Raw genomic sequence first — 23564 nt, forward strand, 5'->3', positions numbered from 1 at the left:
TCATTGAACCATCGCCGCACGGTGACGTGTGCGATCACGCCGGTCCGTTGCCCGATCCTGCTGGTCGGCGGCGCGCAGTACGGTAAGACGATGGGTCCGGACAATGCTCCTGCCGACGGTGTCGCGATGGGTGACGAGGCGGCGTGACGATCACGGACCCCGACCCCGAGACGCTACTCACCGCGCTCACGTCCCGGGCCGGTGACGACGGCCGGATCACCCATGTGGCGCGGCTGCCGGAGCGGGCCGGCGAGCCCGCGGACTGGCCCAGCTGGGTTCCCCCCGCACTGCGGGAAGCGCTGGCCACCCGCGGCGTAGCCCGGCCGTGGCGCCATCAGGCAACGGCCGCCCAACACGCCGCCGACGGCGAGCATGTGGTGGTCGCGACCGGCACCGCCTCCGGCAAGTCGCTCGCCTACCAGCTGCCGGCGCTCGCCACGCTGCTCGACGACCCGCGGGCCACCGTGCTCTACCTCGCCCCCACCAAGGCCCTCGCCAACGACCAGCTGCGGTCGCTGCGGGGGTTGGACCTACCAGGGGTACGACCGGCCTGCTACGACGGTGACACGCCCCGGGAAGAACGCGAATGGGTACGGGCGCACTCACGTTTCGTGCTGACCAACCCGGACATGCTGCACTGGGGCATCCTGCCCGGCCACCGCGGTTGGCGGCAGTTCCTGCGGCGGCTCGTCTTCGTGGTGGTCGACGAGTGCCACGCCTACCGCGGCCTGTTCGGCTCCCACGTCGCCCACGTGCTGCGTCGGCTCCGCCGGCTCGCCCCGGCCGACCCGACCTTCATCCTCGCCTCGGCGACCGCCGGCGACCCGGCCGACGCGGCGAGCCGGCTGATCGGCGCACCGGTCACCGCCGTCACCGAGGACACCTCCCCCCGCGGCGCCGTCACCTTCCTGCTCTGGGAGCCGCCGCTGCTGGCCGGCGGGCCAGCCGTCGCCGCGACCGGCAACGAACCGGCGCACGACGACGAACCAGCGCACGACGCCGCCCCGGTCCGGCGGTCGGCGCTGGCCGAGTCGGCGGACCTACTCGCCGACGCGGTCAGCCACGACGTTCGTACCTTGGCCTTCGTGAAGTCCCGCCGGGGCGCGGAGGTGTTGGCGACGCAGGCCCGGCAGGCGCTCGACGAGGTGGTGCCGGGGTTAGGGAAACGGGTCGCCGCCTACCGCGGCGGCTACCTGCCCGAGGAGCGCCGGCAACTGGAGCGGGCGCTGCGCGACGGGGAGCTGCTGGGGCTCGCCACCACCAACGCGTTGGAGCTCGGCGTCGACCTGGTCGGCCTGGACGCGGTGGTGCTGTGCGGCTACCCCGGCCGGCTCGCCTCGCTGTGGCAACAGGCCGGCCGCGCCGGTCGAGCCGGCCGTCCCGCGCTGTGCGCACTGGTGGCCCGGGACGACCCGCTCGACACCTACCTGGTGCACCACCCCGAGGCGCTCTTCGAGCGGCCGGTCGAAGCGACCGTCCTCGACCCCGGCAACCCGTACGTGCTGGGGCCGCAGCTCGCCGCGGCGGCGGCCGAGGCGCCGCTCACCGACGCCGATGTGGAACGCTTCGGCGGCGAACCCGCCGCGGCGACGATCGAGGCGCTGGTCGCGGCGAAGGCGCTGCGGCGGCGCCCCACCGGGTGGTACTGGACCCGGACCGACCGGCCCGAGGTCGACCTGCGCGGCACCGGCGGCACCCCGGTCGCAGTGGTGGAGGCCGCCAGCGGCCGGCTACTCGGCACCGTCGACGCCGGGTCAGCCCACTTCCTGGTCCACCCCGGCGCGGTCTACCTCCACCAGGGAGTGTCGTATGTAGTCGAAAACCTGGACCTGCCCGACGCGGTAGCGCTGGTGCGCCCGGAGTCGCCCGCCTGGTCGACCCACCCACGCGACACCACCGACCTGTCGGTAGCCGAGGTCCGCGAATACCACGACGCCGGACCAGTGGGGCTGTTCCTCGGTGAGGTGGCGGTCCGGCAACAGGTCGTCTCCTATCAACGTCGGGCGCTCGGCTCCGGCGAAGTCCTCGGCACCTTCCCGCTGGACCTTCCGGAACGGCAACTCGCCACCGTCGCGGTCTGGTACACAGTGGCGCCCGGGGCGCTGGCCGACGCCGGGGTCGACGGGCCGAACGTGCCGGGCGCGCTGCACGCCGCCGAACACGCGGCGATCGGGCTGTTGCCCCTGGTCGCCACCTGCGACCGGTGGGACATCGGCGGCATCTCCACCGCGCTGCACCCGGACACCGGGACGCCGAGCGTGTTCGTCTACGACGGACAACCCGGCGGCGCCGGCTTCGCCGAACGTGCGTACCGGGCGGCGCGGGAGTGGCTGCGCGCGACCCGGGACGCGATCGACGAATGCCCCTGCGAACGCGGCTGCCCCTCCTGCGTCCAATCCCCGAAGTGCGGCAACGGCAACCAGCCGCTAGCCAAGTGGGGCGCGGTGGCCGCGCTGGACGTGGTGCTCACCGCGCTGCGGTAACGGTGCGGGCACCGCGCCTCAGCCCGGCCAGGAATCGCCGGTAAGCCGCTGGTACGCCTCCAGGTAACGCTGCCGGGTCGCCTCGACGATCTCGGCCGGGACCTCCGGCGCCGGTGGCTTGCGATCCCAGCCGGTGCGGTTCGCCCACTCGCGCAGGAACTGCTTGTCGAAGGCGTGTTGGGCACGGCCGGGTTGCCACTCGTCGGCCGGCCAGAACCGCGACGAGTCCGGCGTCAGCACCTCGTCGGCGAGCACCAGACTGCCGTCGGGCGCCCAGCCGAACTCAAGCTTGGTGTCGGCGACGATGATGCCGCGATCAGCAGCGGTCTCGGCGCCCCGCTGGTAGATGTCGAGGGTGAGCTGCCGGAGCTGCTCGGTGGTCTCGCCGCCGAGGGTCTGCGCCACCTCGTCGGCGGTGAGGAACTCATCGTGCTCGCCGACCGCGGCCTTGGTGGTGGGGGTGAAGACCGGCTCGGGCAGCTGGGACCCCTCCACCAGCCCCGGCGGCAGCGCCACCCCGCAGATGGCGCCCCCAGACTGGTATGCGCGTAGCCCCAACCCGGCGAGGTAGCCGCGGGCGATGCACTCCACCGGAACCATCGCCAACCGCCGGCACCGGATCGCCCGGCCGCGCCACTGGTCGGGGACGTCGGTGGCGGAGATGACGTGGTGCGGGACCAGGTCCGCTAGGCGCTCGAACCACCAAAGCGACAGCTTGGTGAGGATGGCGCCCTTATCCGGGATCGGGGTCGGCAGCACCACGTCGTAGACGGAGACCCGGTCGGAGGCGACCAGGATCAACTCGTCGCCGTCCAGATAGATGTCTCGGACCTTGCCCGAGTGCAGCAGCTCCACCCGGCCACCTTAACCCGCTGGCGCGGCCACTCAACCGCTGGCGCGTGGGCCGGACCGGTCAACCAGCGCCGGCAGCGTCGGGGTACGGCCCAGGCGCCGACTGGAGCGGACCCGCGCGGGCGACGGCGGTCGCCGGACGTCCGGCGACCGTCGCTACGACCTCGACGGTGACCGTTAGCTCAAGCCCGACCAGCCGACACTCCCGCAAGACGCCGCCGTTGGCGAAGATCAGCTCCTCGGCCCGGGCGCAGGCCAGCTCAGCGCCGTAGTGGGCGCGGGCCGCCCCGGCGAGCACGCCCAAGTCGGCGGCGGACTGCGCCCGGTGCCGGGCCAGCTGGGCGTCACCGATCGCGGCGCCGGCGAGCCCGGCGGCGAGCAGCATCAGGCCGACCGCGAGCAGCCAGAGTGACGCGGAGCCACGGTCGCCGCTCACGGCGCGGGACCCGGGTAGCCTGGCTCGACCGCGGCGACGGATCGGGCCTCCACCCAACGGCCGGGCAGCCGGGCACCGAGCAACGGCACCGGTGCGCGTACCGTCGCCACCACGGTGTCGGCGGTCGCGGTCACCTCGATCTCGGCTCCAGGCGGGGCGAGCTGCTCGGCCGCGACCGAGCCCGGTTCGCCGCGGGCTGCGGCGAGCACGGCCTCCCGGGCGGCGTCCCCGCAGCGCAGTGCGGTTGTGACCGCACCGACCGCGGTAAGGCCGGCGAGCAGCAGCAGCACCAGCACCGGCAGCCCGACGGCGAGTTCGGCGGTGACCGACCCCCGCTCCCCTCGGCGGCGCCGGGGCGGACCGGCGGCCGGGGCAACCCGACCGCCGGTGCCGTGTGCAGGGTCGGTCACCCCAGCGCCCGTTCCACGATCGCCTGCAGCGCGGACTGGATGTTGTCGGAGGTGATCACGGCGTAGAGGATCCCGGCGAAAGCGACGGCGGCGAGGGTCCCCACCGCGTACTCGGCGGTGTTCATCCCGGCATCCGATCGAAGTCGACGTCGAAGAGCGTGCATGGCAGATCCTTTCGTGGTTGCTACAGGTAATCGCCGAGCGCGGCGATGATCACCGGCACTAGGCCGGCGAGCATGAAGGCGGGCAGGAAGCACAGCCCGAGCGGCAGCACGATCAGGACCCCGGCGCGGCGGGCGGCCGCCTCCACCGTGGTCGCCCGGTCGGCGCGCAGGTCGGCGGCGAGCCGGGCAAACGAGTCGGAGAGCGCCGCCCCATGCTCGGCGCTGCGGACCGCTGCCCGCACTAGCCGTGGGGCGCCGGGCACCGAGGAGAGCTGCTGCCACGCCTCTTCGGCGGTGGCGCCGAGCCGCAGCAGTCGGGCCACGCGGTCGAGCCGGTCGCCGAGCGGGCCGCCGAGCGCGGCGGCGGTCGCGGCGACCGCCGCGTCGACGGGCGCCCCACCCCGGAGCGCGACCGCGAGCAGGTCGGCGGCGAGCGGCAGCGACGCCGCCTCGGTCGCCCGCCGGACCCGCTGCGCGGGCGACTCCAGGCGCCGCAGGCCACGGTCGACGCCGACGGCGAGCGGCGCCGCGAGCACCGGGCCGAGCCAGCCCTCGACCAGCACCGCCACCGCCACACCGACCAGCACTGCCACGATCCGCCGCGGGTCTACCGAAGGCCGGCCGGACCCGCCCGGCTGCGCCGCCCGCGTCGAGAGCGCCCGCAACCGCCGCCCCGGCCGGCGCCGACCGGTGACGGCCGGGGCGCCCAGCAGCAGCAGCGCCAGCATTACCAATAGGACGGCGACCGGCCCGGTGGCCGCCGCCCAGCCGCCGCTCACCTGGCACCCGCCACGGTCGGCGGGCGCACGATTCGGCCGGTCCAGGCCAGCCCGCCGAGCTGCAACAGCAACGCTCCGGCCGCGCAGGCGGCGCCGACCGGGGTGTGCAGCAGCACCGGCAACGGATCCGCGCCGATGGTGTACCCGAGCCCCAAGCCGGCCAGCGGCAGCACGGCCAGCAGCCAGGAGGTGGCCCGCGCCCCGGCCACCTGGGCCGCAGCGCCCGCGGCGGCCCGGTCGTCCCCCCGGGCGTCGACCTCGATCCGTTCCAGCACCTCCGCCGCGGGCGCGCCGGTCGCCTCGGCCAGCGCAACCGCCGCCCAGATCCGGGCCACGAGCGACTGAACCGAGGCCGGCACCGCCGCAGCGGACGGGGCGGGCGACCCCGGTCGGGCCAGCGGGGCCAGCTCGGCCAGGGCGGTCTGCGCCGGGAGGCCCGCCCGCAGGTCCGCCGCAGCGGAGCTGAGCAGATCCAGCACCGTGGCGCGGCGGTCGGCCTGCTGCCGCTGACGCGTCCGCCGTCGCACCGCCCACACCGCCACCGCGGTGTAAGCGGCGACCACCGCGGCGGCGACCGGCCCGCCCAGCGGTGCGGCTAGCACTCCGGCGAGCGCCGGTGCGGCCACCAGCAACAACAGCTCTCCGGAACGCCGCCATCCGACCTGGCGGCGCCCCGGCCCGGCCCGTCCGCCGGCCGGCGGTGGCCAGCCAGACCGGGTCGAGCGCCGCCCCCGGGCATCCCCCCGCCGCCCGCCGACAACCGTGGCGACCAGCCGCCGCGCGGCCCGGAACAACGCTGGCTCCGGCGCGGACCCGCCCGGCTGGAGCAGCCGGCGACGCCGGGCCCGGGCAGACCGGTTCGGCCAGCCCAGAACCGCCGCGGCGAGCAGCAGGCAGCCGGCGACAGACCAGCCAGCCGGCCCGGTCGACACCGTCACCGGGTCCGCTCCGCCGCCGCGAGCAGCTCCGGCACTGCGACCCCCCGCTGCCGGAGCAGGTCGGCCAGCACCACCGCTGCCGGGGCACCGCCGTGCTCCCGCTGCCACACCGGGTCCGCTTCCACCAGCCGGTCGGCGCCCAGCCGCAGCAGGCAGACCTCGTCGAGCACCCGCGCCGCCCCCACTCGGCGCACATGGAGCACCACTCGCAGCGCCGCCGCCACCTGCGCGTGCAGCACCGGGCGGGGCAACCCGCCGAGTAGGCCCAGCGCCTCCAGCCGGGCCGGGACATCGTGGGGAGTGTTCGCATGCAGGGTCGCCGCCCCACCCTCGTGCCCGGTGTTGAGCGCACCGAGCAGGTCGGCCACCTCGGCGCCGCGGCACTCTCCGACGACAATCCGGTCCGGACGCATCCGAAGCGCCTGCCGGACCAGCTCACGCAGCTCGACCGCACCGGCGCCTTCGACGTTGGCGGTGCGACACTGCAACCCGACCACATGGGGGTGGCCCGGACGCAGCTCGGCCGCGTCCTCCACGACCACGATCCGTTCATCGGCCGGCACCAGCGAAAGCAGCGTGGCCAACAGGGTGGTCTTGCCGCTGCCGGTGCCGCCCGAGATGAGGTACGGCAGCCGGGCGGCGACGATCGCGGTGAGGAGCTCCGCCAACGGCTCGCTCATGGCGCCGGCGGCGATCAGATCGGCGAGCGTGAACGGCCGGGCCCGGAATGTCCGCAGCGAGAGGTAGGGGCCGGAGACCGCCACCGGCGGCAAGACCGCATGCACCCGCGTGCCGTCCGCGAGCCGGGCGTCGACGCACGGGCTGCTGTCGTCGAGCCGCCGGCCAGTCGCCGCAGCGAGGCGCTGCGCCAACCGGCGGACCTGGGCGACCCCGCCCAGCTCCACCTGGCAGCGCTGCAACCCGCCGCCCCGATCGACCCACACCTCCTCGCCGTTGACCAGCACGTCGGTCACCCGCGGATCCCCGAGCAGCGGGGCGAGCGGACCGGCGCCGACGAGGTCCGCGTGAACCTGGTCGGCGACCCGCAGCAGGGCCGGATCTCCGAGCGCGGCAGCCTCGGGCCGCCGCCGGACCGCCTCGACAACGGCCGCGCCGGTCGCGGTCGCCCGCTCCTGCGCCAACAGCTCACGGATCTCACCGAGCCAGCTGGCGGGCGCCGCGGCAGGCTCCGATGGTGGTGGCGCGCTCACGCCGCCCTGCTCTCGACACCCGCCGCGGTGGCCGGGAGGCAGAGCTCGTCGACCAACCGCCGGCACAGCACCGCCAACGGCCCGCGTCCGGTGCTGGTGGGTGGCATCCCACCCTCAAGCATCGCCGCCAAACCCTGCTCTGGGCGCAAAGTGCCGGCCAGCGGCAGCGCCAACGACTCGCTGATCTCCGCTGCCGAGAGGCCACCGGGCGCCGGCCCACGAACCACCAACCGGACCTGAGCACAGTGCTCGGTTGCGCTGACCGCCACCCGCGCAGCCGCGGTCGCGGCCCGCACCTCTGCCGGCACCACGAGCAACGCCTGGTCGGAGCCCTGCAGTGCGACGACCGCCGCCGGGTCCGACCAGCGAGGCAGATCGACGACGACCAACTCCCGCGCCGCCCGCCCCGCGGCCAGCACCGCGGACATCGCTTCGGCGTCGATCTGCGGCGAATCTCGCCGGTCGAACGAGAGCAGCGCCAGCTCCCCCCGGCCCGGCAGGGCATCGACCAGCGCCGACGGATCGACCCGGCCACTGGCGCCGGCCAACTCGGGCCACCGTAGGCCGCCGTCCTCCTCCCAGCCCAACACCAGATCCAGCCCGCCGCCGAGGGGGTCGGCGTCGATCAGCAGCGCGCGCCGGCCATGTTGCGCGGCGGTCATCGCGAGCCCGGCGGCGAGCACACTGGCGCCAGCGCCGCCCCGGCCGCCCAACACCGCCACCACCGGGGCGGGCGGACCGTGCGCTCGGCAACCGGCGAACCGCTCGACCAGCCAGGTCTCCGCCTCGGGGAGCAACGCCACCTGGGCCGCACCTAGCCACTCCGCCGCCGCCCACGGATCGGTGGTGCGCTGTGCGTTCGCCACCACGACCACATCGCTGCGGCGGGGGAGCCGGGCCCGTTGACACGCGGCAGCCTGGTCCGCGCCGATCAGCACCAGCGGCGCCCCGGGGTAGCGGCCCCGTGCCGACGCCGGATCGGTGGCGACTTCGGGTTCGACTCCGGCAGCGGCGGCGAGCCGAAGCAGCTCGTCAAGCAGCTGTTCGTCCCCGGTGACCAACAACGGCCGGCGGGCGGGGCCGGGCGCCGCGATGGTCGCGGCGGCGGTGTGCCTGGACATTCTGCTCCCCCTCAGATCGTGAGCTCATCGGCGTGCGCTCCACGGTGGGGGGAAGAGCCGGCGGGAGCCAACTGGCGGTGGCGTCGCGCTGTGGACAACCCGCGCCTGTGGACAGAGCGGCGGTGAGTGGGGATGATCTGCTATGCGGCGAAACCCGCCGCTGCCCACGGATGCGGTGCGAGCTGACCGCGCCACTGCGGGACGGCAGACTCCGGGGCGGCAGAGATGGGACGACCCCCGCCCGGGGGGTAGGCGGGGGTCGTCATGGGGTCGGCTCCGGGGGGCAGAGCCGAACCCTCTCAGCGGTCAAGAGAACCGCCGAGGGTCATTCGGACGCTTCTAGGGTGCCTGACCCGACGCTCCGCCGTCGAGCGGGGTCCGTCGGCCGCGGGACACCCCACGCATCGGGCGACCCTAGCACCTGACCGGGGAGCGCTGCGCCCCGCGTGCTCCCTTTCTCGCGTCCACATCGAGCGGCCCTCCCCACCGGCCGGCAGCACCGGCTAGACTCCGCGCGTGGGCCGCAGCGCCGCTTTCTTCGACCTCGACCGGACGGTGGTCGCGAAGTCGAGCGCGCTCGCGTTCGGCCGCCCCTTCTACCGGGACGGATTGATCACCCGTAGCGACGTCGTCAAGGGCGCGTACGCGCAGCTGATGTTCCGCTTCGGAGGTGCCGACGAGGCCGCTATGGCCCGGACCCGGGACTATCTCGCCACGCTGTGTTCCGGGTGGCCGGTCGAGCAGGTTCGTCAGATCGTCGCCGAGACCCTGCAGGAGCTGATCAACCCGTACGTCTACGCGGAGGCGAGCGAGCTGATCGAAGAGCACCGTCGCCTCGGCCACGACGTGGTGCTGGTCTCAGCGTCCGGGGACGAGATCGTCCGGCCGATCGGCGAACTGCTCGGAATCACCGACGTGATCGCGACCCGGATGACGGTCGCCGACGGCCGGTACACCGGGGAGATCGAGTTCTACGCCGCCGGCGAGGGGAAGGGCGAGGCGGTCCGGGAGCTGGCCACGGCTCGTGGGTACGACCTCGCCGGCTGCTACGCCTACTCGGACTCGATAAGTGATCTGCCGCTGCTGGCGGCGGTCGGGCACCCTACCGCGGTCAACCCGGACCGGGCACTGCGCCGCGCGGCGACCGAGCGGGGCTGGGAGGTCCGCGAGTTCCGGCATCCGATTCCGCTCCGCCACCGGTTGCGGAGCTCCCGGGCGATGCCGGTCGCCGCGGCGGTCGGGGTGGGAGTCGGGCTGGCGGTCGGGATCGCCTGGTACGGGCGTCGCCGCAGAAGCCGGGCGGTTTCCCGATCCGGCGCGCTCGCGTCGCCCAGCTGACGCTACCCATTTCGCGCCCCGCTGCCCGTACGTTGTGGCTGGTCAGAACCGCATTGGCGGGAGACTGGCGCGGGCCGCGGATGAGGGGTAGAAAGGAGTTACGGACCCCGAGACAAGGGGATCCGGGCACGGCCACCGGGCACCCACGCGGGCGATCAGCCACGCAATCGGCGGTCGCGTCGGCCCGCTGAGGCCGGCGACGACACTTTATGGTGCACGCTTGGTAACCCGGCTGGACGTGCAGGTGGCGGCGCCTCACTTGATGGGGCGCCGTCCTCGCGTGCAGTGGCAGCCCCGACCGGGACATCCGGCGTCTCGGCTCCGACATCCCGGTAAATGCCCCATCGGCCCCTGGTCTCGCCACATCACCGGTAAGCTGCTGAATCATGGCGAAAGACAGCCACGGGGGCATGGAACCGGACACGCCTGGCCGGCGTCGCCTCCGCGTACACCTCGGTGACCTGTTGGTGCTGATCGGCGCAGTGTTCGTCGTCGCCTTCTCGTTCGCGCCCTTCGTGTCCTACAGCCCTCGTGCGCAGGAGAGCCTGTTCGCGTTCGCGCCCGAGATCTCGCCGCACTTCAGCGCCTGGTCTCCCCAGACCTTCATGGTGCCGCTCACCACCTTCGTGGTGGTGGCAGCGTTGCTCGCGATCGCCGCGGCGATCGTGCGGGTGGTGCTGGGACGCGACCCGCACCTGTTCGGGTTCCGGCTACGACAGATCGAGGTAGGGCTGGCGCTGTTCCTGGTCGCGGTCCTGCTCGGGTTCGTCACCTCGGAGAAGTACGCGGTCTTCGGTGCCCGCCGGATCTCCCAGCTCGATCCCACCTTTGAGCCGGCGGATTCGGCGCTCGACACCGGCTGGGGCGCGGTGCTGATGTTGATCGGTTCGTTGCTGCTGCTGGTTGGTGCGGTGCTCAACCACTTCACGGTCGGGCCGGAGCTGCCGATCGGCGGACGGCGCCGGTCTCCGCCGCCAGCGCCCCCCTCGGCGGCGCCAGCACCCGGACCACCACCGCCCGGACCACCACCGCCGGGATCGTCGTTCGGCGGGCCGCCACCCCCCGGGCCGCCACCGCCCGGACCGCCACCGCCCGGCGACCCCGGCGGTCAGCCGAGATAGTCCGCGACCTCCGCGACCCCGCCCGCGCCCTGCTCGACCGCCGTCGCGCAGTGCCGCAGCCAGGCGCGCACACCGTCCGGGGTGCCGGTGGCGAACGACCCCGCGCTACCCACGTACTCAGGCTCCCGAGCCAGGTGCACCTCATCGACCAGCAGTAGGCCGCGCGGATCAAGCCCGCTGCTCAGCAACTCCAGTCGGCCGGCCGCCCGCGCCACCACGCCGTTCGGGCCGGGGAAAAGCCCCAGTGCCAACAATTCCCCGTGTACAACCGCGGCCCGTACCATGCCTTGCCCGCCGCTGGCGACTATGACCTCGACCAACGCGTCCAGCCGGGCCGCGACCGGCGGCTGCTCGGTGCCCACCGGTCGGCCCAGCAGCTCGTCCGCGACCACACCGCGGGCCGCGAGCAGGTGCAGCCGGGCAAGCACCTGGCGGGGCGCCCGCCGCCACTGCTCCGCCAACCCGGGCAGTGCCTGCGCACAGCGCAGCGCCCCGTGCAGCAACGGATCGGTGACGACGCCGCTGCGCGCATCGGCCAGGTCGTACCGGCCACCGGCCAACGCCGCGCTGGCGACTGCGGACCGCAGGCTCACCTCGGCAGCCACTTCGCCCCCTCGCCGGCGCAGCATCCGATGCCGGTACGCGTCATCGACAGCGGCCCGGGCGCTCGCCAACGCCGGCGCCACATCCGCCAGCTGGGACAGGGCGGACAGCGGATCTTCAGCCATCGTCGTACGGTAACGGAGTCACCCTTGCCTGCCGAGCCAACCCGAAGGAGCAGGAGATGAGCGCGCCGGAGAGAACGACGTTGGAGAATCTGCTACGGGAGAACCGGCGGTTCGAGCCGCCGCCGGAACTCGCCGCGGCAGCGAACGTGACGATCGACGCGTATCAGACGGCGTCCGAGGATCGGCTGAGCTTCTGGGACGCCGCCGCCGACCGGCTCACCTGGCGGGCCCGCTGGCAGCAGACGCTGGACTGGTCGAACCCGCCGTTCGCGAAGTGGTTCGTAGGCGGTCAACTCAACGTCGCCGAGAACTGCGTCGACCGCCACGTCGCCGCCGGGCACGGCGACCGGGTCGCGTTTCATTGGGAAGGGGAACCCGGCGACACCGCGACGATCACCTACGCCGAGTTGCTGCGGCAGGTGTCGCAGGCCGCCAACGCGTTGACGGAACTCGGGGTACGGGCCGGCGACCGGGTCGCGATCTATCTGCCGATGATTCCGCAGCTGCCGGTCGCGATGCTCGCCTGCGCCCGGATCGGCGCCACCCACTCGGTCGTCTTCGGTGGTTTCTCGGCCGACTCGTTGGCGGGCCGCATCGAGGACGCCGGCGCCCGACTGGTGATTACGGCCGATGGCGGCTTCCGCCGCGGCAAACCACACGCGCTGAAGCCGGTCGTCGACGAAGCGGTGGCGCGGACATCCAGCGTGGAACGGGTAGTGGTGGTCCGGCGTACCGGAGAAGACGTGGAATGGCACGATCAGGACGTGTGGTGGCACGACACAGTGGATGTCGCCGATGTCGAGCACACCGCCGAACCGTTCGACGCCGAGCACCCGCTGTTCATCCTCTACACCAGCGGCACCACCGCAAAGCCGAAGGGGATCCTGCACACCACCGGTGGCTACCTCACCCAGGCGGCGTGGACCCACCACGCGGTCTTCGACCTGAAGCCGGAGCAGGACGTCTTCTGGTGTACTGCCGACATCGGCTGGGTCACCGGACACTCCTACATCGTGTATGGACCTTTGGCCAACGGCGCTACCTCGGTGATGTACGAAGGAACCCCGGACACCCCACACCGGGGCCGGTTCTGGGAGTTGGTCCAGAAGTACCAGATCTCCATCCTCTACACCGCACCCACCGCGATCCGGACCTTCGCCAAGTGGGGTGATGAGATCCCGGCGAAGTACGACCTCTCGTCGCTGCGGCTGCTAGGGACGGTGGGTGAGCCGATCAACCCCGAAGCCTGGATGTGGTACCGGGAACAGATCGGCGGCGGCCGGTGCCCCATCGTGGACACTTGGTGGCAGACTGAGACTGGCGCGATCATGATCTCGCCGCTGCCTGGGGTGACCGGCACCAAACCGGGCTCAGCGATGCGACCACTCCCGGGCATCGCCGCCGACGTGGTCGACGACGCTGGCGCGTCGGTGCCGCCGGGCGGCGGGGGCTACCTGGTGCTGCGGGAGCCCTGGCCATCGATGCTGCGCACCATCTGGGGCGACGACCAGCGCTTCATCGACACCTACTGGTCACGGTTCGACGGGATGTACTTCGCCGGCGACGGCGCCAAGCTCGACGACGACGGAGACCTGTGGCTGCTGGGCCGGGTCGACGACGTCATGCTGGTCTCCGGGCACAACATCTCCACCACCGAAGTAGAGTCGGCGCTGGTCTCCCACCCCTCGGTGGCTGAGGCGGCCGTGGTCGGCGCGGCCGACCCGGTCACCGGTCAGGGGATCGTCGCGTTCGTGATCCTCCGCGGCGACATCGAAGGCTCCGAGTCGCTCGCCAGCGACCTTCGTACCCATGTGGCTAGCGCGTTGGGTGCCATCGCCAAGCCGCGGCAGATCCTGCTGGTGCCGGAGCTGCCGAAGACCCGCAGCGGCAAGATCATGCGCCGGTTGTTGCGGGACGTGGCAGAGAACCGCCAACTGGGCGACGTGACCACCCTGCAAGACTCGTCGGTGATGGAGCTGATCAGCACCGGAATACAGAGCAGCAACGCCGACGACGACTGACAACTCGGCGGCGGGCGGTCTGGTTCGCGGATTCCAAGATCGCCCGTCGCCCCGGTGATTCCTGAGCGGTGCGGGCTGGATTGCGCGAATACGCGCCGAGGAAGGCGCAGGCTCGTCAGACTGAGTAGATGGCGCCGAACAATCCGATTCGCGTCGACCGGCCAGCGTACCCGGTGCAGCTGCACGGTGACCTAGCTCCCGACCTGCGCCGATGGCTGTGGCTGGTGAAGTGGCTGCTGCTGATCCCGCACTACGTGATCCTGTTTTTCCTGTGGCTGGCGTTCCTGATCCTGACGATCGTCGCATTCTTCGCCATTCTGATCACCGCCCGCTATCCCCGATCGATCTTCGAGTTCAACACCGGCGTACTGCGCTGGGCGTGGCGGGTCGCGTTCTACGGCTACGGGGCCCTGGGCACCGATAGATACCCGCCCTTCCGGCTCGCCGACGTGATCGACTACCCGGCCCGGTACACCGTCGCGTATCCGCAGCGGCTCTCGCGCGGACTGGTGCTGGTCAAGTGGTGGCTGCTGGCGATCCCGCACTACCTGGTGGTCGGGTTCTTCGTCGGCGGCGGCTGGGCGGCCGGCCGCAGCGCCGACCAGAACGGCCCCATGTTCGGCCTGATCGGCCTGCTGGTGCTCTTCGCCGCCGTGGTGCTCCTCTTCACCGGGCGCTACCCCGGCGGGATCTTCGACTTCGTGCTGGGGATGAACCGGTGGGTCTTCCGGGTGGGCAGCTACGCAGCGCTGCTCACCGACCAGTATCCACCGTTCCGGCTCGATCTCGGGGGCACCGACCCGGCTGCGGCCACGCCGCCGGTGGATCAGCCGACCGGGGCCCCGGGCAGCTCATACCACTCGTAGGGGGTGGCGCAGGGCGGGCCGTTACTGATCCCGAACCGGCCCGCGGAGAGGTCCAGCAGCACCGAACAGACCGTCTCCGACCGTTCCAGCGGCGGCAGCCGGTCGTCGGCGTGCCGGCAGATCGCGTGCGGGTAACTGGCGTGGTCGGCCAGCACCGTCGCCAGGTCGGTTGGGTCGGCCTTCCCGGCGGTCACCGCGGGAGCGAGCAGCCGGCGGGCGCGGGAGGCCCGGAACAGCGACGAGCCACCCCACTCCTTCTGCCTGTCGAAGACCGGCACGGCGGCCTCCAGATGGTTGGCGTGGGTGAGCAGACCGTCGACCGGATGCAGCCACCCGACGTCGCCGGGGACCAGCTCCAGATCGATCAGCTCACCATCGTCGGCGGCGGCGCCGGCCTGGCCGAGCAGCAGGTTGATCGAGGCGTTGCGCGGGCTGCGGCAGGCGGCACGCATCGCCCAGCCCAACGAGTCCGCCTCCAGCGTTGCCCGGGCCAGCACGTGGTACGGCACCCCGGGCGGGTCGGTGAGGCCATCCCGGTCGCAGGCGAGCATGGTCAGGCACTGGCCCACCCCGGCAGAGTTGAGGCCGGTCTTGGCGAGCATGCCGGCCTCGGCCAGGGTCAGCACCCGCAGCCCACGCTCGTCGGTGGTCTCCAGCAGCAGCATCGCGCCGCGCTGGTCCGGATGCCAGTCCCAGTTCTGGCCGAGCAGCAGGTGCCCCGTCGCGGTGTGGGTGCCCAGCACCCCGATCGCCGTGCAGCCCTCGGCCGCGGGCGACACCGGCTGCCCGTACAGCAGTTCGGTACGGGCGTTGAGGGCGTAGATCTCGGCCGGTGGCACCCCGGCCCCCGCAGCCACGCCGTCCAGCATCGCCGCCACGCGGGGGTGATGGGCCTGGGTGGCGGCCCGGAACGCCTCCCCGGCGGCGGTCCGGCCGGCCTGGTCGAGGCCTGCTTGATCGGCGAATCGCCGCTGGTAGGCGTCGAGATTTTCGGCGATCTGGACGCTCGCGGCCGAGCCGTAGGCGGCGCCGCACTCGCCGGGGGTGCCCGCGACCGACACGTAGGGCAGCGTCATCCGGACACCTTACGCCTATGCTGAGGCGTATGGCTGCGGGCGTGGACGACAGCTGCGTGCTGATAGAAGGGCCGTGGACGCACCGGTTCGTCAGCGCCAACGGCACCCGGTTCCATGTGGTGGAGGCGGGCACCGGCCCGCTGGTGATGTTTCTGCATGGCTTTCCCGAGTTCTGGTGGGCGTGGCACAAGGTGCTGCCGATGGTCGCGGACGCCGGCTACCGGGCGGTCGCGGTGGACCTGCGCGGATACGGCGCCTCCGACAAGCCGCCGCGGGGCTACGACGGCTACACCATGGCCGCCGACGCCACCGGCCTGATCCGGGCGCTGGGCGAACGGTCGGCGACGCTGGTCGGCGCCGGGTACGGCGGGATGATGGCCTGGACCGCAGCGGCGTTCCATCCGAAGCTGGTCCGGCGGCTGATCGTGGTGGGTGCGGCGCATCCGCTGCGGATGCGGGCGGCGGTGGTGGTCGACCCGCGGGGCCAGTTCAGCGCCGCCTCCCCGGTGCTGGGATTTCAGCTGCCCCGCTACGAGCATCGGCTCACCCGCGACGACGCCGCGATGGTCGGCGAATTTCTGCACCGGTGGAGCGGCCCGGACTGGCAGGCCACCGCCGAGTTCACCGAGTATTCGGCCCGCTGCCGGGAGGCGATGCAGATCCCGCAGGCCGCATTCTGCGCGCTGGAGGCGTACCGGTGGGCGTTCCGGTCGGTGCTGCGGCTACACGGGTACCGGTTCGTGAAGCTGTTGCAGCAGCCGCTGGTCACGCCGACGCTGCAGCTGCACGGCGAGTTGGATACCGCGGTGCTGCCCCGCACCGCACTGGGCTCCGGCCGGTATGTGATCGCCGGATACGAGTGGCGACTGTTACCGCGCGCCGGGCACTTCCCGCATCTGGAGTTCCCGGACCTGGTCGCCGCCGAGGTGCTCCGGTGGGTGAAACCGTAACCGTCGGGTCGCCCGGGACGCGCTCCGGCAGCTGCTACACCCGGTATTCGCGCAGGTCGGCAACCTCGGCGGCGGGGATCCACCCCTGGTAGACGCCGTACTCGAACTCTTCCATGCCGAGCTGCTGGGCGACCGGCGCCCGGCCGCCGGTGTACTCCACCCGCAGCCACTGTTCGTACTCGGCGAGCACGATGAACGGCTCGCCACGCCAGGAACAGGTGGTCCGGACGTACGCGAGATCTTCGATCTCGGCGACCGGCACCACCTGGACGTAGCGGCCATCGCGGACCTTGTCGAACCCTTCCGCCGGGGAGGGTTGGTAGAGCCGCACCGAACCATTGTCGGGGCTGGCTTCATATTCGATGCCCTGCCAGCGGGCGACGTACCCGTCCCGCATCAGCTCTCCTCGTTGCGGTGCCAGGTGGGGCCGTCCGCGTCAAGTCGGGCCACCAGCTGCGAGGTGCCGTCGGCCCGTAGCCGCCACAGCTGCGCGCCGTGCGGCAACCGGATGCTGTCCACCTTGAACTCGGCGATGACATCTTCGCTCTCGGAGGGCGCGAACCCGTTGCCCCGGAACGGGGGGCGTTCGATGACCCAGCCTTCCATCGCCGCCATCGCGGCCTCGCTGCGCCCGCCGTACGGGATCCGGTAGAGCGACGGCCGATACGCCGGCCAGCGCAGCACATAGACCTCTTCGTCGTCCGGACTGAACGGGGAACCTTGGTAGCGCAGCCCCAGCCCGTCGACCAGCTTGGCTGGGCTGCGCAGGTGCGCCACCTCGCCTTCTCGCTGCACGAACCCGGAGACCCGGTCATAGCTGCGCTCCAGATACCAGGAGACCTGGCTGGGCGCGACGACCTTCTGCATCGGCACCGGCTGCGCCACCGCCCGGGCACCGGCCGCGTTGGCAGCGTCCGCGCCGGTCTCGCGCGCTTCGCCGGCGTCGTCGTCGAGGCCCACCTCGGCGGCGGAGCTGGCCAGCCCGGCGATCTGCCGGCCGGGCAGCAGGATGCCGATCGGGGTGCCGGGGTTGACCGACAGCGACCATGATTCGTCCGGCCAGGTCCGGATCAGCTGCATGAACCTGATCGCATGGCTCGGCGCCTCGGTCTCCAGGTGTTCCACCAGCCGTTCCGCCGAGGTGAAGACCACCACGCCCGGCTCGCCGTCGAGCTTCTCGACCCGCCACTGGTAACCCGGCTCATTCGGGCGCAGCTCCGGGTCGGCGTCGTCGGCCGACGGCAGCAGCACCTTCGCCAGCAGCACAGTGGAGAGGTAGTGGTCGATGCGGCCGGCCGCGGAGGCGGTCAACAGCTGCGACTCGAGCTCGTTGGCGGGGGTGAACCCGGCGCCGAACTCGACCTCCGGTGCCGCTGGCGGCGTCGCTGGCTCCCCGGCGGGGCCGACGCCCGGCGAAGCCGAATCGACCGCCGGGTCGGCGTCCGACTCCGGCCCGGCCGGGCCGGGCTGCGCCGGCACCGCGGGCCGATGCGACGCCCCGGTCGGCGCCGGTGGCACCGACGCCCGACCCCATGGCTCGGAGCGGCCGCTCTGCTCCGCCGCGGCCGCCGCCTCCTGCCGGTTGCCGCCCCGGCCAGGCAGCCGGGTGTCGCCGCGGGCGAGCTGGGTGACGAACCAGGCGGGCAGGTAGCCCTCGATCGGCAGGCCCGGGTTGACCGCCAGCCACCAGTCCAGATTGGGCCAGGCGGCGGCGAGCTCCTGGTACGGCATGGTGCGAGCGGAGCTGGCGTGCTCTGCCAGGCAGAACCGCATGGCCTCGGAGGAGGTGAAGGCCAGCACGTGGGTCCGCCCATTCGCGGTCCAGGTGCCCCACCCCATCGGCTCCCGGCCCGCCAACGCTTCCGCCGAGACCGGGAGGAGCAGCTCGGCGCTGGCGAGGATTCGGAAGTATTGCTCCTGGTCCTCGGCTCGTAGCGCATCTCGCATGGTCGCTTCGGCCTCGGTGGCCGGCGCCCACTCGGTCACGGCCACCCCCTTCACCACACTCGCTAACGGCGGCGGTCCGCCGCCCTACAACCTACCCACTGCCCGGCGTGATCGTGTAGTCCAACGCTCCGGACGTTCCCTTGATACGCTCGCACGCCAACCCGGCTCGCGCAATCAGCCGCGACGAGCAATCGTGGCCGTGCCGTCGGCACAGTTGGCCGGGCGGTGGATCTACTCCGGCCCGCCCCCACGCGGCGGCGACGCCATGGCAGCATCCTCGGACATGAAACTGTTGCTGAGACTTCTCATCAGCGCGGTCGCCCTCTGGGTAGCGGCGCTGCTCTTCTCCGCCAACACGATCTCGTCGGTCTTCGGGGTCGACACCCGGATCACGCTCACCGACGAGCAGTTCAGCGCCGGGTGGTTCGGCACACTGGTGCTGGTCTCGGTGATCTTCGGGGTGGTCAACGCGGTCCTGCAACCGATCATCCGAACAATCGGCTGCGCCGCGTACACGTTGACGCTCGGGCTGATCGCGATCGTGGTCAACGGCGCACTGCTGTTGCTGACGGCCTGGATCAGCGGCGTCTTCGGGATCGGCTTCGAGGTGGAGAACTTCCTCTCGGCGGTGCTCGGGGCGCTGGTGATCGGGGTGGTGAGCTGGCTGCTGAACATCTTCGTCCGGGCAAAGTGAGGTAGGCCGAACCGCTGGGCCGCTCCGACCACGGTCGGGGCGGCTCCGCCGGTCGCACCGACTCAGGACTCGCTGGCGTCGCCCGACGATGGCGGTTCCGGTTCGGGCGGCGACTGGTCGACGTCGCCGCAGAGCAACGGGGCCAACCGCCGGGCTGTCGCCTGTAGACGGGTCCGTAGCTCCTTCGCCGAGTGCATGAAGTCCCGCAGGGGCAGGGAACACCCCAGCACCGCCAACTGATCCAGCGGTCCGTCGCTGATCACCGGCACCGCGCCGCAGGCCACCCCCGGCCGGAACTGCCCGGTGTCGATCTGCATGCCGCGTTTCCGGCCGGCGGCCAGGTCCGCGTCCAGCGCCAGCGGGTCGGTCACGGTGGCCTCGGTGAACGGCCGCATACCGGACTCTTTGAGGTAACGCTCCCGGCGATGCGGCTCCAGCAGTGACAGCATCGCTTTGCCCATCGCGGTGGCGTGCGCGGCGTCATCGAAGCCGGGGACCAGGTCCTCCAGCCACGGCGAGTACGGGCCCTCGACCACTGCGGTAACGGTGACCCGGCCGCCGACCAGTCGGGCGAGATAGTGGCTGTAGCCAGATTCGACGACGGCCCGGCGCATCGCCAGCGTCACGTGGTCCGGCCCGCGTAGCGAGCGGGCGAGGTCGCGAAACCGGTCGGAGACCGCCGGCCCCATGGTGTAGTTGCCGACTTCGCCCCGGATCAGGTAACCCTCGTAGACCAACGTACGGATCAGGTGGTACGCGGTGGTGGGGTTCATCTCCAGCCGCCGCGCCATTTGTTTCACGCTCAGGCCGGGCTCGGATCCGATTATCTCCAGCAGTTGGACCGCCCGGCGGACACTCTGGACCAGATCACGAGGCGCTGGGGCGCTGCCCCGGCCGCGTGGTCCGGTCAGCCACTGTTCGATCACCGCAGCACCTCCCAGGTGACCTCCACCATAAAGAAACGACACCGTTGGGCGACACCCTTCGATCGGCCGTACCGTCTGGCGAGTGAGTGCGCTGCAACGGGGGTACCTTTTTGGACTGGCAGCGTACGGATTGTGGGGTTTCGTCCCACTCTATTTCAAGCTTCTCGAACCGTCCTCCCCCCTGGAGATCCTCGCCCACCGGGTCGTGTGGTCGGTGCTCTTCCTCGCCCTGGTCCTGCTGGTAATCCGCGGCTGGAGCACCCTACGAGGCTTCGCCGGTCAACCACTGGCAGTGGCGGGTCTCACACTCGCGGCGATCCTCATCGGGCTGAACTGGGGCACCTTCATCTACGGCGTCGCCACCGACCGAGTCGTCGAAGCCTCGCTCGGGTACTTCATCAACCCGCTCGTCACCATGCTGCTCGGCGTGCTGGTACTACGGGAACGACTCACCCCGGCGCAGTGGACCGCCCTCGGCGTCGGCGCCGCCGCAGTCACCGTGCTCACCATCGACCACGGTCGACTGCCGTACATCGCGCTGATCCTCGCGGGCAGCTTCGGCTGCTACGGCCTGCTCAAGAAGCAGCTCGGCCTACCGGCGGTCTCTGGCCTACTGGTGGAGTCGAGCATCCTGGCCCTGCCGGCGCTGGGTTTCCTGTGGTGGCTCTCGGCCCAGGGGGAGGCGACCGCCGGCACCGCCGGGGTCGGGCACCTGATCCTGTTGCTGCTGGCCGGGGCGATCACTGCGGTCCCGCTGCTCTTCTTCGCCGGAGCGGCCAACCGGATCCCGCTCACCGCCCTGGGGATCCTCCAGTACCTCGCCCCGACCCTGCAGTTCCTCCTCGGCGTGCTGCTCTTTGCCGAGCCGATGCCGCCGACCCGGCTCGCCGGCTTCGCGCTGGTCTGGCTGGCGCTCGCCATCTTCACCGCCGATGGTCTGCGCCGAGCCCGGCAGCGCGCCGCCGCGACCGCGGCGCAGGCCAAGGCCGACGCCGAGACCGTCTGCACCCCCGAAGCCCCCTCCGCCGACGTGCAACGCTGAACAGATGACCCCGACCCGTACCGCCATCGCCGCGGTCACCACCACCATCGCCTGCGTGGTGCCGGTGTTCCTGGTCGGCGGCCTGGCGGTGCAGATCGGGGCGGAGCTGGACTTCAGCCCGGCCGGCCTCGGCCTGGCGGTCTCGGTGTACTTCGGGGTCAGCGCCGTCACCTCGATACCGGCGGGTGCGCTGGTGGAGCGGTACGGCGCCACGGTCACCGCCCGCAGTGGGGTAGTGCTCGCGGTCGCCTCACTGCTGGCAATCGCCGTCGCCGCCCGCAGCTACCCGGCGCTGGTGGCGCTGCTCGCCGCCGGCGGCGCGGCGAACTCGCTCGGCCAGCTGGCGGCGAACACGATGTTGGCCCGCGTCCCCGCCCGCCGACAAGGACTATCATTCGGGATAAAACAGGCAGCGATTCCGGCGGCGACCCTGCTCGCTGGCGCCTCCGTACCGGTGATCGCGCTGACCATCGGGTGGCGATGGGCGTTCGTCATCATCGCCGGCGCGGCAGCCGGTGCGCTGCTGCTCGTACCACCTGCCCGGGCCCTGCCCGCCGCCGGAGCGCGCCAATCAGGCGGCGGGGCCGAGGCCGCGCCCCGGGCGACAGCCGCACTGGTGGTCATCGGGGTGGCTGTCGCGCTCGGCGCCGCCAGCGCTGGCGCGCTAGGGGTCTTCCTGGTCGACTCGTCCGTCAGCCAGGGCCTCACCAGCCCGGCCACCGCCGGCCTCGCCCTCACCCTCGGCAGCCTCGCCTGCCTCACCGGCCGGGTGGCCGGCGGCTGGCTCGCCGACCGGCGCGGCGCCCACGGCGACGTCACCACCGTCGCCGTCCTCCTCGCGATCGGCGCGGTCGGCCTCGGCCTGCTCGCCGTCCCCGGCCAGCTGGCGTTGGTGATCGGCGTGCTGCTCGGCTTCGGCTTCGGCTGGGCCTTCCCCGGCCTGGTCAACTTCGCGGTGGTTCAGCTCCATCCGCACGCGCCGGCCGCCGCCACCTCCATCACCCAGACCGGGGTGTACGCGGGCGGCTGCTTCGGGCCGCTTATCTTCGGCGCCGCCGCGGCCGCCGCCGGCTACCCGGCCACCTGGCTGGGGGCGGGCGTGGCGATGCTCGTCGCGTCAGCGCTGATCCTGCTCGGCAAACGACTGCTCCGCAGCCATCGGGACCGCATCCTGGTCGCCGCCGGCAGCGGCTGAACCACCGGCCCAGCTGGCCTCGGTCGGCACCGCCAGCCGGCTGGCCTCCGTCGGCGCCGGCCGATCGGCCGACCGCCCGCCTAGCCGGTCCGGTCGACGATCAGATCACAGAGCGACGCCAACGTCCGGCGCGCCGACACATCCGGCAACGGCGCAAGTGTGGCCCGCGCCTGCTCGGCATACCACCGCACGGTCTCCCGGGCCCGCTTCAACGCCGCCGACTCCCGCAGCAGCCCCAACGCCTCGACAACCTGTGCCTCATCCTCGACTGGGCCGCTGGCCAGAATCTCCCGCAACCGGACCGAGGCGGCGTCGGCGTCGGTCCCCGCCTGCGCGTACAGCACCGGCAGGGTGGGCACCCCCTTGCGCAGGTCGGTGCCGGGGGTCTTGCCGGAAGCGGCCGAATCCGAGGAGATGTCGAGCAGATCATCGGAGAGCTGGAAGGCCACCCCGATCGTCTCGCCGAACTCGGCCAGCGCACTCACCTGCGCCGGCTCGGCGCCCCCGAACATCCCACCGAACCGGGCCGACGTCGCGATCAACGAAGCGGTCTTATCCGCCACAACCTGCAGATAATGGGCGATCGGGTCGTCCCCGCGCGGACCGACCGTTTCAGCGATCTGACCGTGCACCAGCCGGGCGAACGTCCGCGACTGGATCCGCACCGCCTCCGGCCCCAGATCGGCGGCGAGATCCGCCGCCCGCGCAAACAGGTAGTCACCGACCAGGATCGCGATCGAATTGGACCACCGCTGGTTGGCGCTGGGCGCACCCCGCCGGACGGCGGCCTCATCCATGACATCGTCGTGATACAACGTCGCCAGATGAGTCAGCTCCACGACGGCGGCGGCGAGCACCAGCTCCCGCTGGGCCGCCGCGTCATGGCCGGAGCCAGCGGTCAGCTGCCCACCGACCGCGACCAGCATCGGGCGGAACCGTTTACCACCGGCGACGACGAGATGCTGAGCCGCCTCGGTGACCAACGGGTCCGCGCTGGCCACCCCGTCCCGCAGCAATGTCTCGATCTCCTCGAGCATCGCCAGGATGGAGGACTCCAGGGCCTCGTCCGCGATGTCGAACACGCCCTCAACGATGCCACACGCAGCAGAACCACCGGTGCCGGAGGTACCTCACACGGTGGTCGCAATGACGCCCACCCGCCCCACCAGCCACTCTCCGTCCTTCCCCACCACCCGGCGAAAGCTCCGGGACGCTTCACAGGCCGAGTTCGATAAGCCTGGTGTAGTTTTCGCGTTGAGCGGTGAC

Annotated in this window: 24 protein-coding genes; 10 read left to right on the forward strand and 14 right to left on the reverse strand. The window is 72.2% G+C overall.

The features are described from left to right. Nucleotides 1–21: 21 nt before the first annotated feature. Together JQS43_RS26135 and JQS43_RS22965 are read left to right on the forward strand one after the other, a co-directional pair. A complete protein-coding gene (locus JQS43_RS26135; protein ID WP_275580962.1) occupies nt 22–147 on the forward strand; it encodes a hypothetical protein in 126 nt (41 codons plus the stop codon). Then, nucleotides 144–2483, forward strand: a complete 2340-nt coding sequence (locus tag JQS43_RS22965) for a DEAD/DEAH box helicase (RefSeq protein WP_420847615.1) — start codon at nt 144–146, stop codon at nt 2481–2483. The genes JQS43_RS26135 and JQS43_RS22965 overlap by 4 nt, the downstream gene beginning before the upstream one ends. Nucleotides 2484–2501: 18 nt before the next feature. On the opposite strand, the gene JQS43_RS22970 is transcribed toward JQS43_RS22965, so the two are convergent. From JQS43_RS22970 to ssd, 8 genes are read right to left on the reverse strand one after another with little or no spacing between them, the layout of a single operon-like run. Next, nucleotides 2502–3338: a phosphoribosylaminoimidazolesuccinocarboxamide synthase gene (locus JQS43_RS22970; protein WP_239676440.1), complete on the reverse strand. Its 837-nt coding sequence runs from the start codon at nt 3336–3338 to the stop codon at nt 2502–2504. A 58-nt stretch (nt 3339–3396) separates the two neighbouring features. Continuing rightward, nucleotides 3397–3771 carry an Rv3654c family TadE-like protein gene (locus JQS43_RS22975; protein ID WP_239676441.1) on the reverse strand — a complete coding sequence of 125 codons (375 nt, stop codon included), beginning with the start codon at nt 3769–3771 and terminating at the stop codon, nt 3397–3399. Beyond that, nucleotides 3768–4181 carry a TadE family type IV pilus minor pilin gene (locus tag JQS43_RS22980; protein ID WP_338037140.1) on the reverse strand — a complete coding sequence of 138 codons (414 nt, stop codon included), beginning with the start codon at nt 4179–4181 and terminating at the stop codon, nt 3768–3770. The genes JQS43_RS22975 and JQS43_RS22980 overlap by 4 nt, the downstream gene beginning before the upstream one ends. Beyond that, entirely contained in the window at nt 4178–4345 is a 168-nt protein-coding gene (locus JQS43_RS22985; RefSeq protein WP_239676442.1) for a DUF4244 domain-containing protein, read from the reverse strand. Before JQS43_RS22985 ends, JQS43_RS22980 begins: the two co-directional genes overlap by 4 nt. A 20-nt stretch (nt 4346–4365) precedes the next feature. Next, complete coding sequence (locus JQS43_RS22990) at nt 4366–5073, reverse strand: type II secretion system F family protein (RefSeq protein ID WP_239679546.1); 708 nt, start codon at nt 5071–5073, stop codon at nt 4366–4368. Between the two features lie 47 nt (nt 5074–5120). Next, the gene (locus JQS43_RS22995; protein ID WP_239676443.1) at nt 5121–6062 is read right to left on the reverse strand and encodes a hypothetical protein; all 942 of its coding nucleotides are present in this window, start codon (nt 6060–6062) and stop codon (nt 5121–5123) included. Then, nucleotides 6059–7216 (reverse strand): TadA family conjugal transfer-associated ATPase, encoded by a 1158-nt coding sequence (locus JQS43_RS23000; RefSeq protein ID WP_239679547.1) that lies wholly within the window; start codon nt 7214–7216, stop codon nt 6059–6061. The genes JQS43_RS22995 and JQS43_RS23000 overlap by 4 nt, the downstream gene beginning before the upstream one ends. A gap of 53 nt (nt 7217–7269) precedes the next feature. Then, on the reverse strand, nt 7270–8394 hold the full coding sequence (gene ssd, locus JQS43_RS23005) for a septum site-determining protein Ssd (protein WP_239676444.1): 1125 nt from the start codon (nt 8392–8394) through the stop codon (nt 7270–7272). Nucleotides 8395–8910: 516 nt separating this feature from the next. Here ssd and JQS43_RS23010 point away from each other — a divergent pair. Continuing rightward, nucleotides 8911–9732 carry an HAD family hydrolase gene (locus JQS43_RS23010; RefSeq protein ID WP_239676445.1) on the forward strand — a complete coding sequence of 274 codons (822 nt, stop codon included), beginning with the start codon at nt 8911–8913 and terminating at the stop codon, nt 9730–9732. A gap of 386 nt (nt 9733–10118) precedes the next feature. Beyond that, nucleotides 10119–10853, forward strand: a complete 735-nt coding sequence (locus tag JQS43_RS23015; RefSeq protein WP_239676446.1) for a hypothetical protein — start codon at nt 10119–10121, stop codon at nt 10851–10853. Here JQS43_RS23015 and JQS43_RS23020 read toward each other — a convergent pair. Then, nucleotides 10841–11581: an oxidoreductase gene (locus tag JQS43_RS23020; protein WP_239676447.1), complete on the reverse strand. Its 741-nt coding sequence runs from the start codon at nt 11579–11581 to the stop codon at nt 10841–10843. The two genes, JQS43_RS23015 and JQS43_RS23020, sit on opposite strands and share 13 nt — an antisense overlap. 56 nt (nt 11582–11637) lie before the next feature. Between JQS43_RS23020 and acs the strand changes: the two genes are divergently transcribed. After that, complete coding sequence (gene acs, locus JQS43_RS23025) at nt 11638–13602, forward strand: acetate--CoA ligase (RefSeq protein WP_239676448.1); 1965 nt, start codon at nt 11638–11640, stop codon at nt 13600–13602. Nucleotides 13603–13730: 128 nt separating this feature from the next. Beyond that, nucleotides 13731–14468, forward strand: a complete 738-nt coding sequence (locus JQS43_RS23030; RefSeq protein ID WP_239676449.1) for a DUF4389 domain-containing protein — start codon at nt 13731–13733, stop codon at nt 14466–14468. Here the strand turns inward: JQS43_RS23030 and JQS43_RS23035 are convergent. Beyond that, the gene (locus JQS43_RS23035; protein WP_239676450.1) at nt 14429–15544 is read right to left on the reverse strand and encodes a C45 family autoproteolytic acyltransferase/hydrolase; all 1116 of its coding nucleotides are present in this window, start codon (nt 15542–15544) and stop codon (nt 14429–14431) included. The two genes, JQS43_RS23030 and JQS43_RS23035, sit on opposite strands and share 40 nt — an antisense overlap. Nucleotides 15545–15573: 29 nt before the next feature. Here JQS43_RS23035 and JQS43_RS23040 point away from each other — a divergent pair, with 29 nt between their 5' ends. After that, nucleotides 15574–16494, forward strand: a complete 921-nt coding sequence (locus tag JQS43_RS23040) for an alpha/beta fold hydrolase (protein ID WP_239676451.1) — start codon at nt 15574–15576, stop codon at nt 16492–16494. 34 nt (nt 16495–16528) lie between these two features. Here the strand turns inward: JQS43_RS23040 and JQS43_RS23045 are convergent, their stop codons facing one another. Then, the gene (locus JQS43_RS23045; RefSeq protein WP_239679548.1) at nt 16529–16894 is read right to left on the reverse strand and encodes a hypothetical protein; all 366 of its coding nucleotides are present in this window, start codon (nt 16892–16894) and stop codon (nt 16529–16531) included. Then, nucleotides 16891–18480 carry an SseB family protein gene (locus tag JQS43_RS23050; RefSeq protein WP_239676452.1) on the reverse strand — a complete coding sequence of 530 codons (1590 nt, stop codon included), beginning with the start codon at nt 18478–18480 and terminating at the stop codon, nt 16891–16893. Before JQS43_RS23050 ends, JQS43_RS23045 begins: the two co-directional genes overlap by 4 nt. Before the next feature lie 244 nt (nt 18481–18724). Between JQS43_RS23050 and JQS43_RS23055 the strand changes: the two genes are divergently transcribed. Continuing rightward, on the forward strand, nt 18725–19135 hold the full coding sequence (locus JQS43_RS23055; RefSeq protein WP_239676453.1) for a phage holin family protein: 411 nt from the start codon (nt 18725–18727) through the stop codon (nt 19133–19135). A gap of 62 nt (nt 19136–19197) precedes the next feature. Here JQS43_RS23055 and JQS43_RS23060 read toward each other — a convergent pair whose 3' ends face one another. Then, entirely contained in the window at nt 19198–20061 is an 864-nt protein-coding gene (locus JQS43_RS23060) for an IclR family transcriptional regulator (RefSeq protein ID WP_239676454.1), read from the reverse strand. Nucleotides 20062–20143: 82 nt separating this feature from the next. Between JQS43_RS23060 and rarD the strand changes: the two genes are divergently transcribed. Next, nucleotides 20144–21103: an EamA family transporter RarD gene (gene rarD, locus JQS43_RS23065; RefSeq protein ID WP_239676455.1), complete on the forward strand. Its 960-nt coding sequence runs from the start codon at nt 20144–20146 to the stop codon at nt 21101–21103. Between the two features lie 4 nt (nt 21104–21107). After that, the gene (locus tag JQS43_RS23070) at nt 21108–22298 is read left to right on the forward strand and encodes an MFS transporter (protein ID WP_239676456.1); all 1191 of its coding nucleotides are present in this window, start codon (nt 21108–21110) and stop codon (nt 22296–22298) included. Between the two features lie 80 nt (nt 22299–22378). Here JQS43_RS23070 and JQS43_RS23075 read toward each other — a convergent pair whose 3' ends face one another. Beyond that, complete coding sequence (locus JQS43_RS23075; protein WP_275580963.1) at nt 22379–23380, reverse strand: polyprenyl synthetase family protein; 1002 nt, start codon at nt 23378–23380, stop codon at nt 22379–22381. Between the last annotated feature and the right edge of the window lie 184 nt (nt 23381–23564).

It is taken from the genome of Natronosporangium hydrolyticum (genome assembly GCF_016925615.1).
GTDB classification, from domain to species: Bacteria; Actinomycetota; Actinomycetes; order Mycobacteriales; family Micromonosporaceae; genus Natronosporangium; species Natronosporangium hydrolyticum.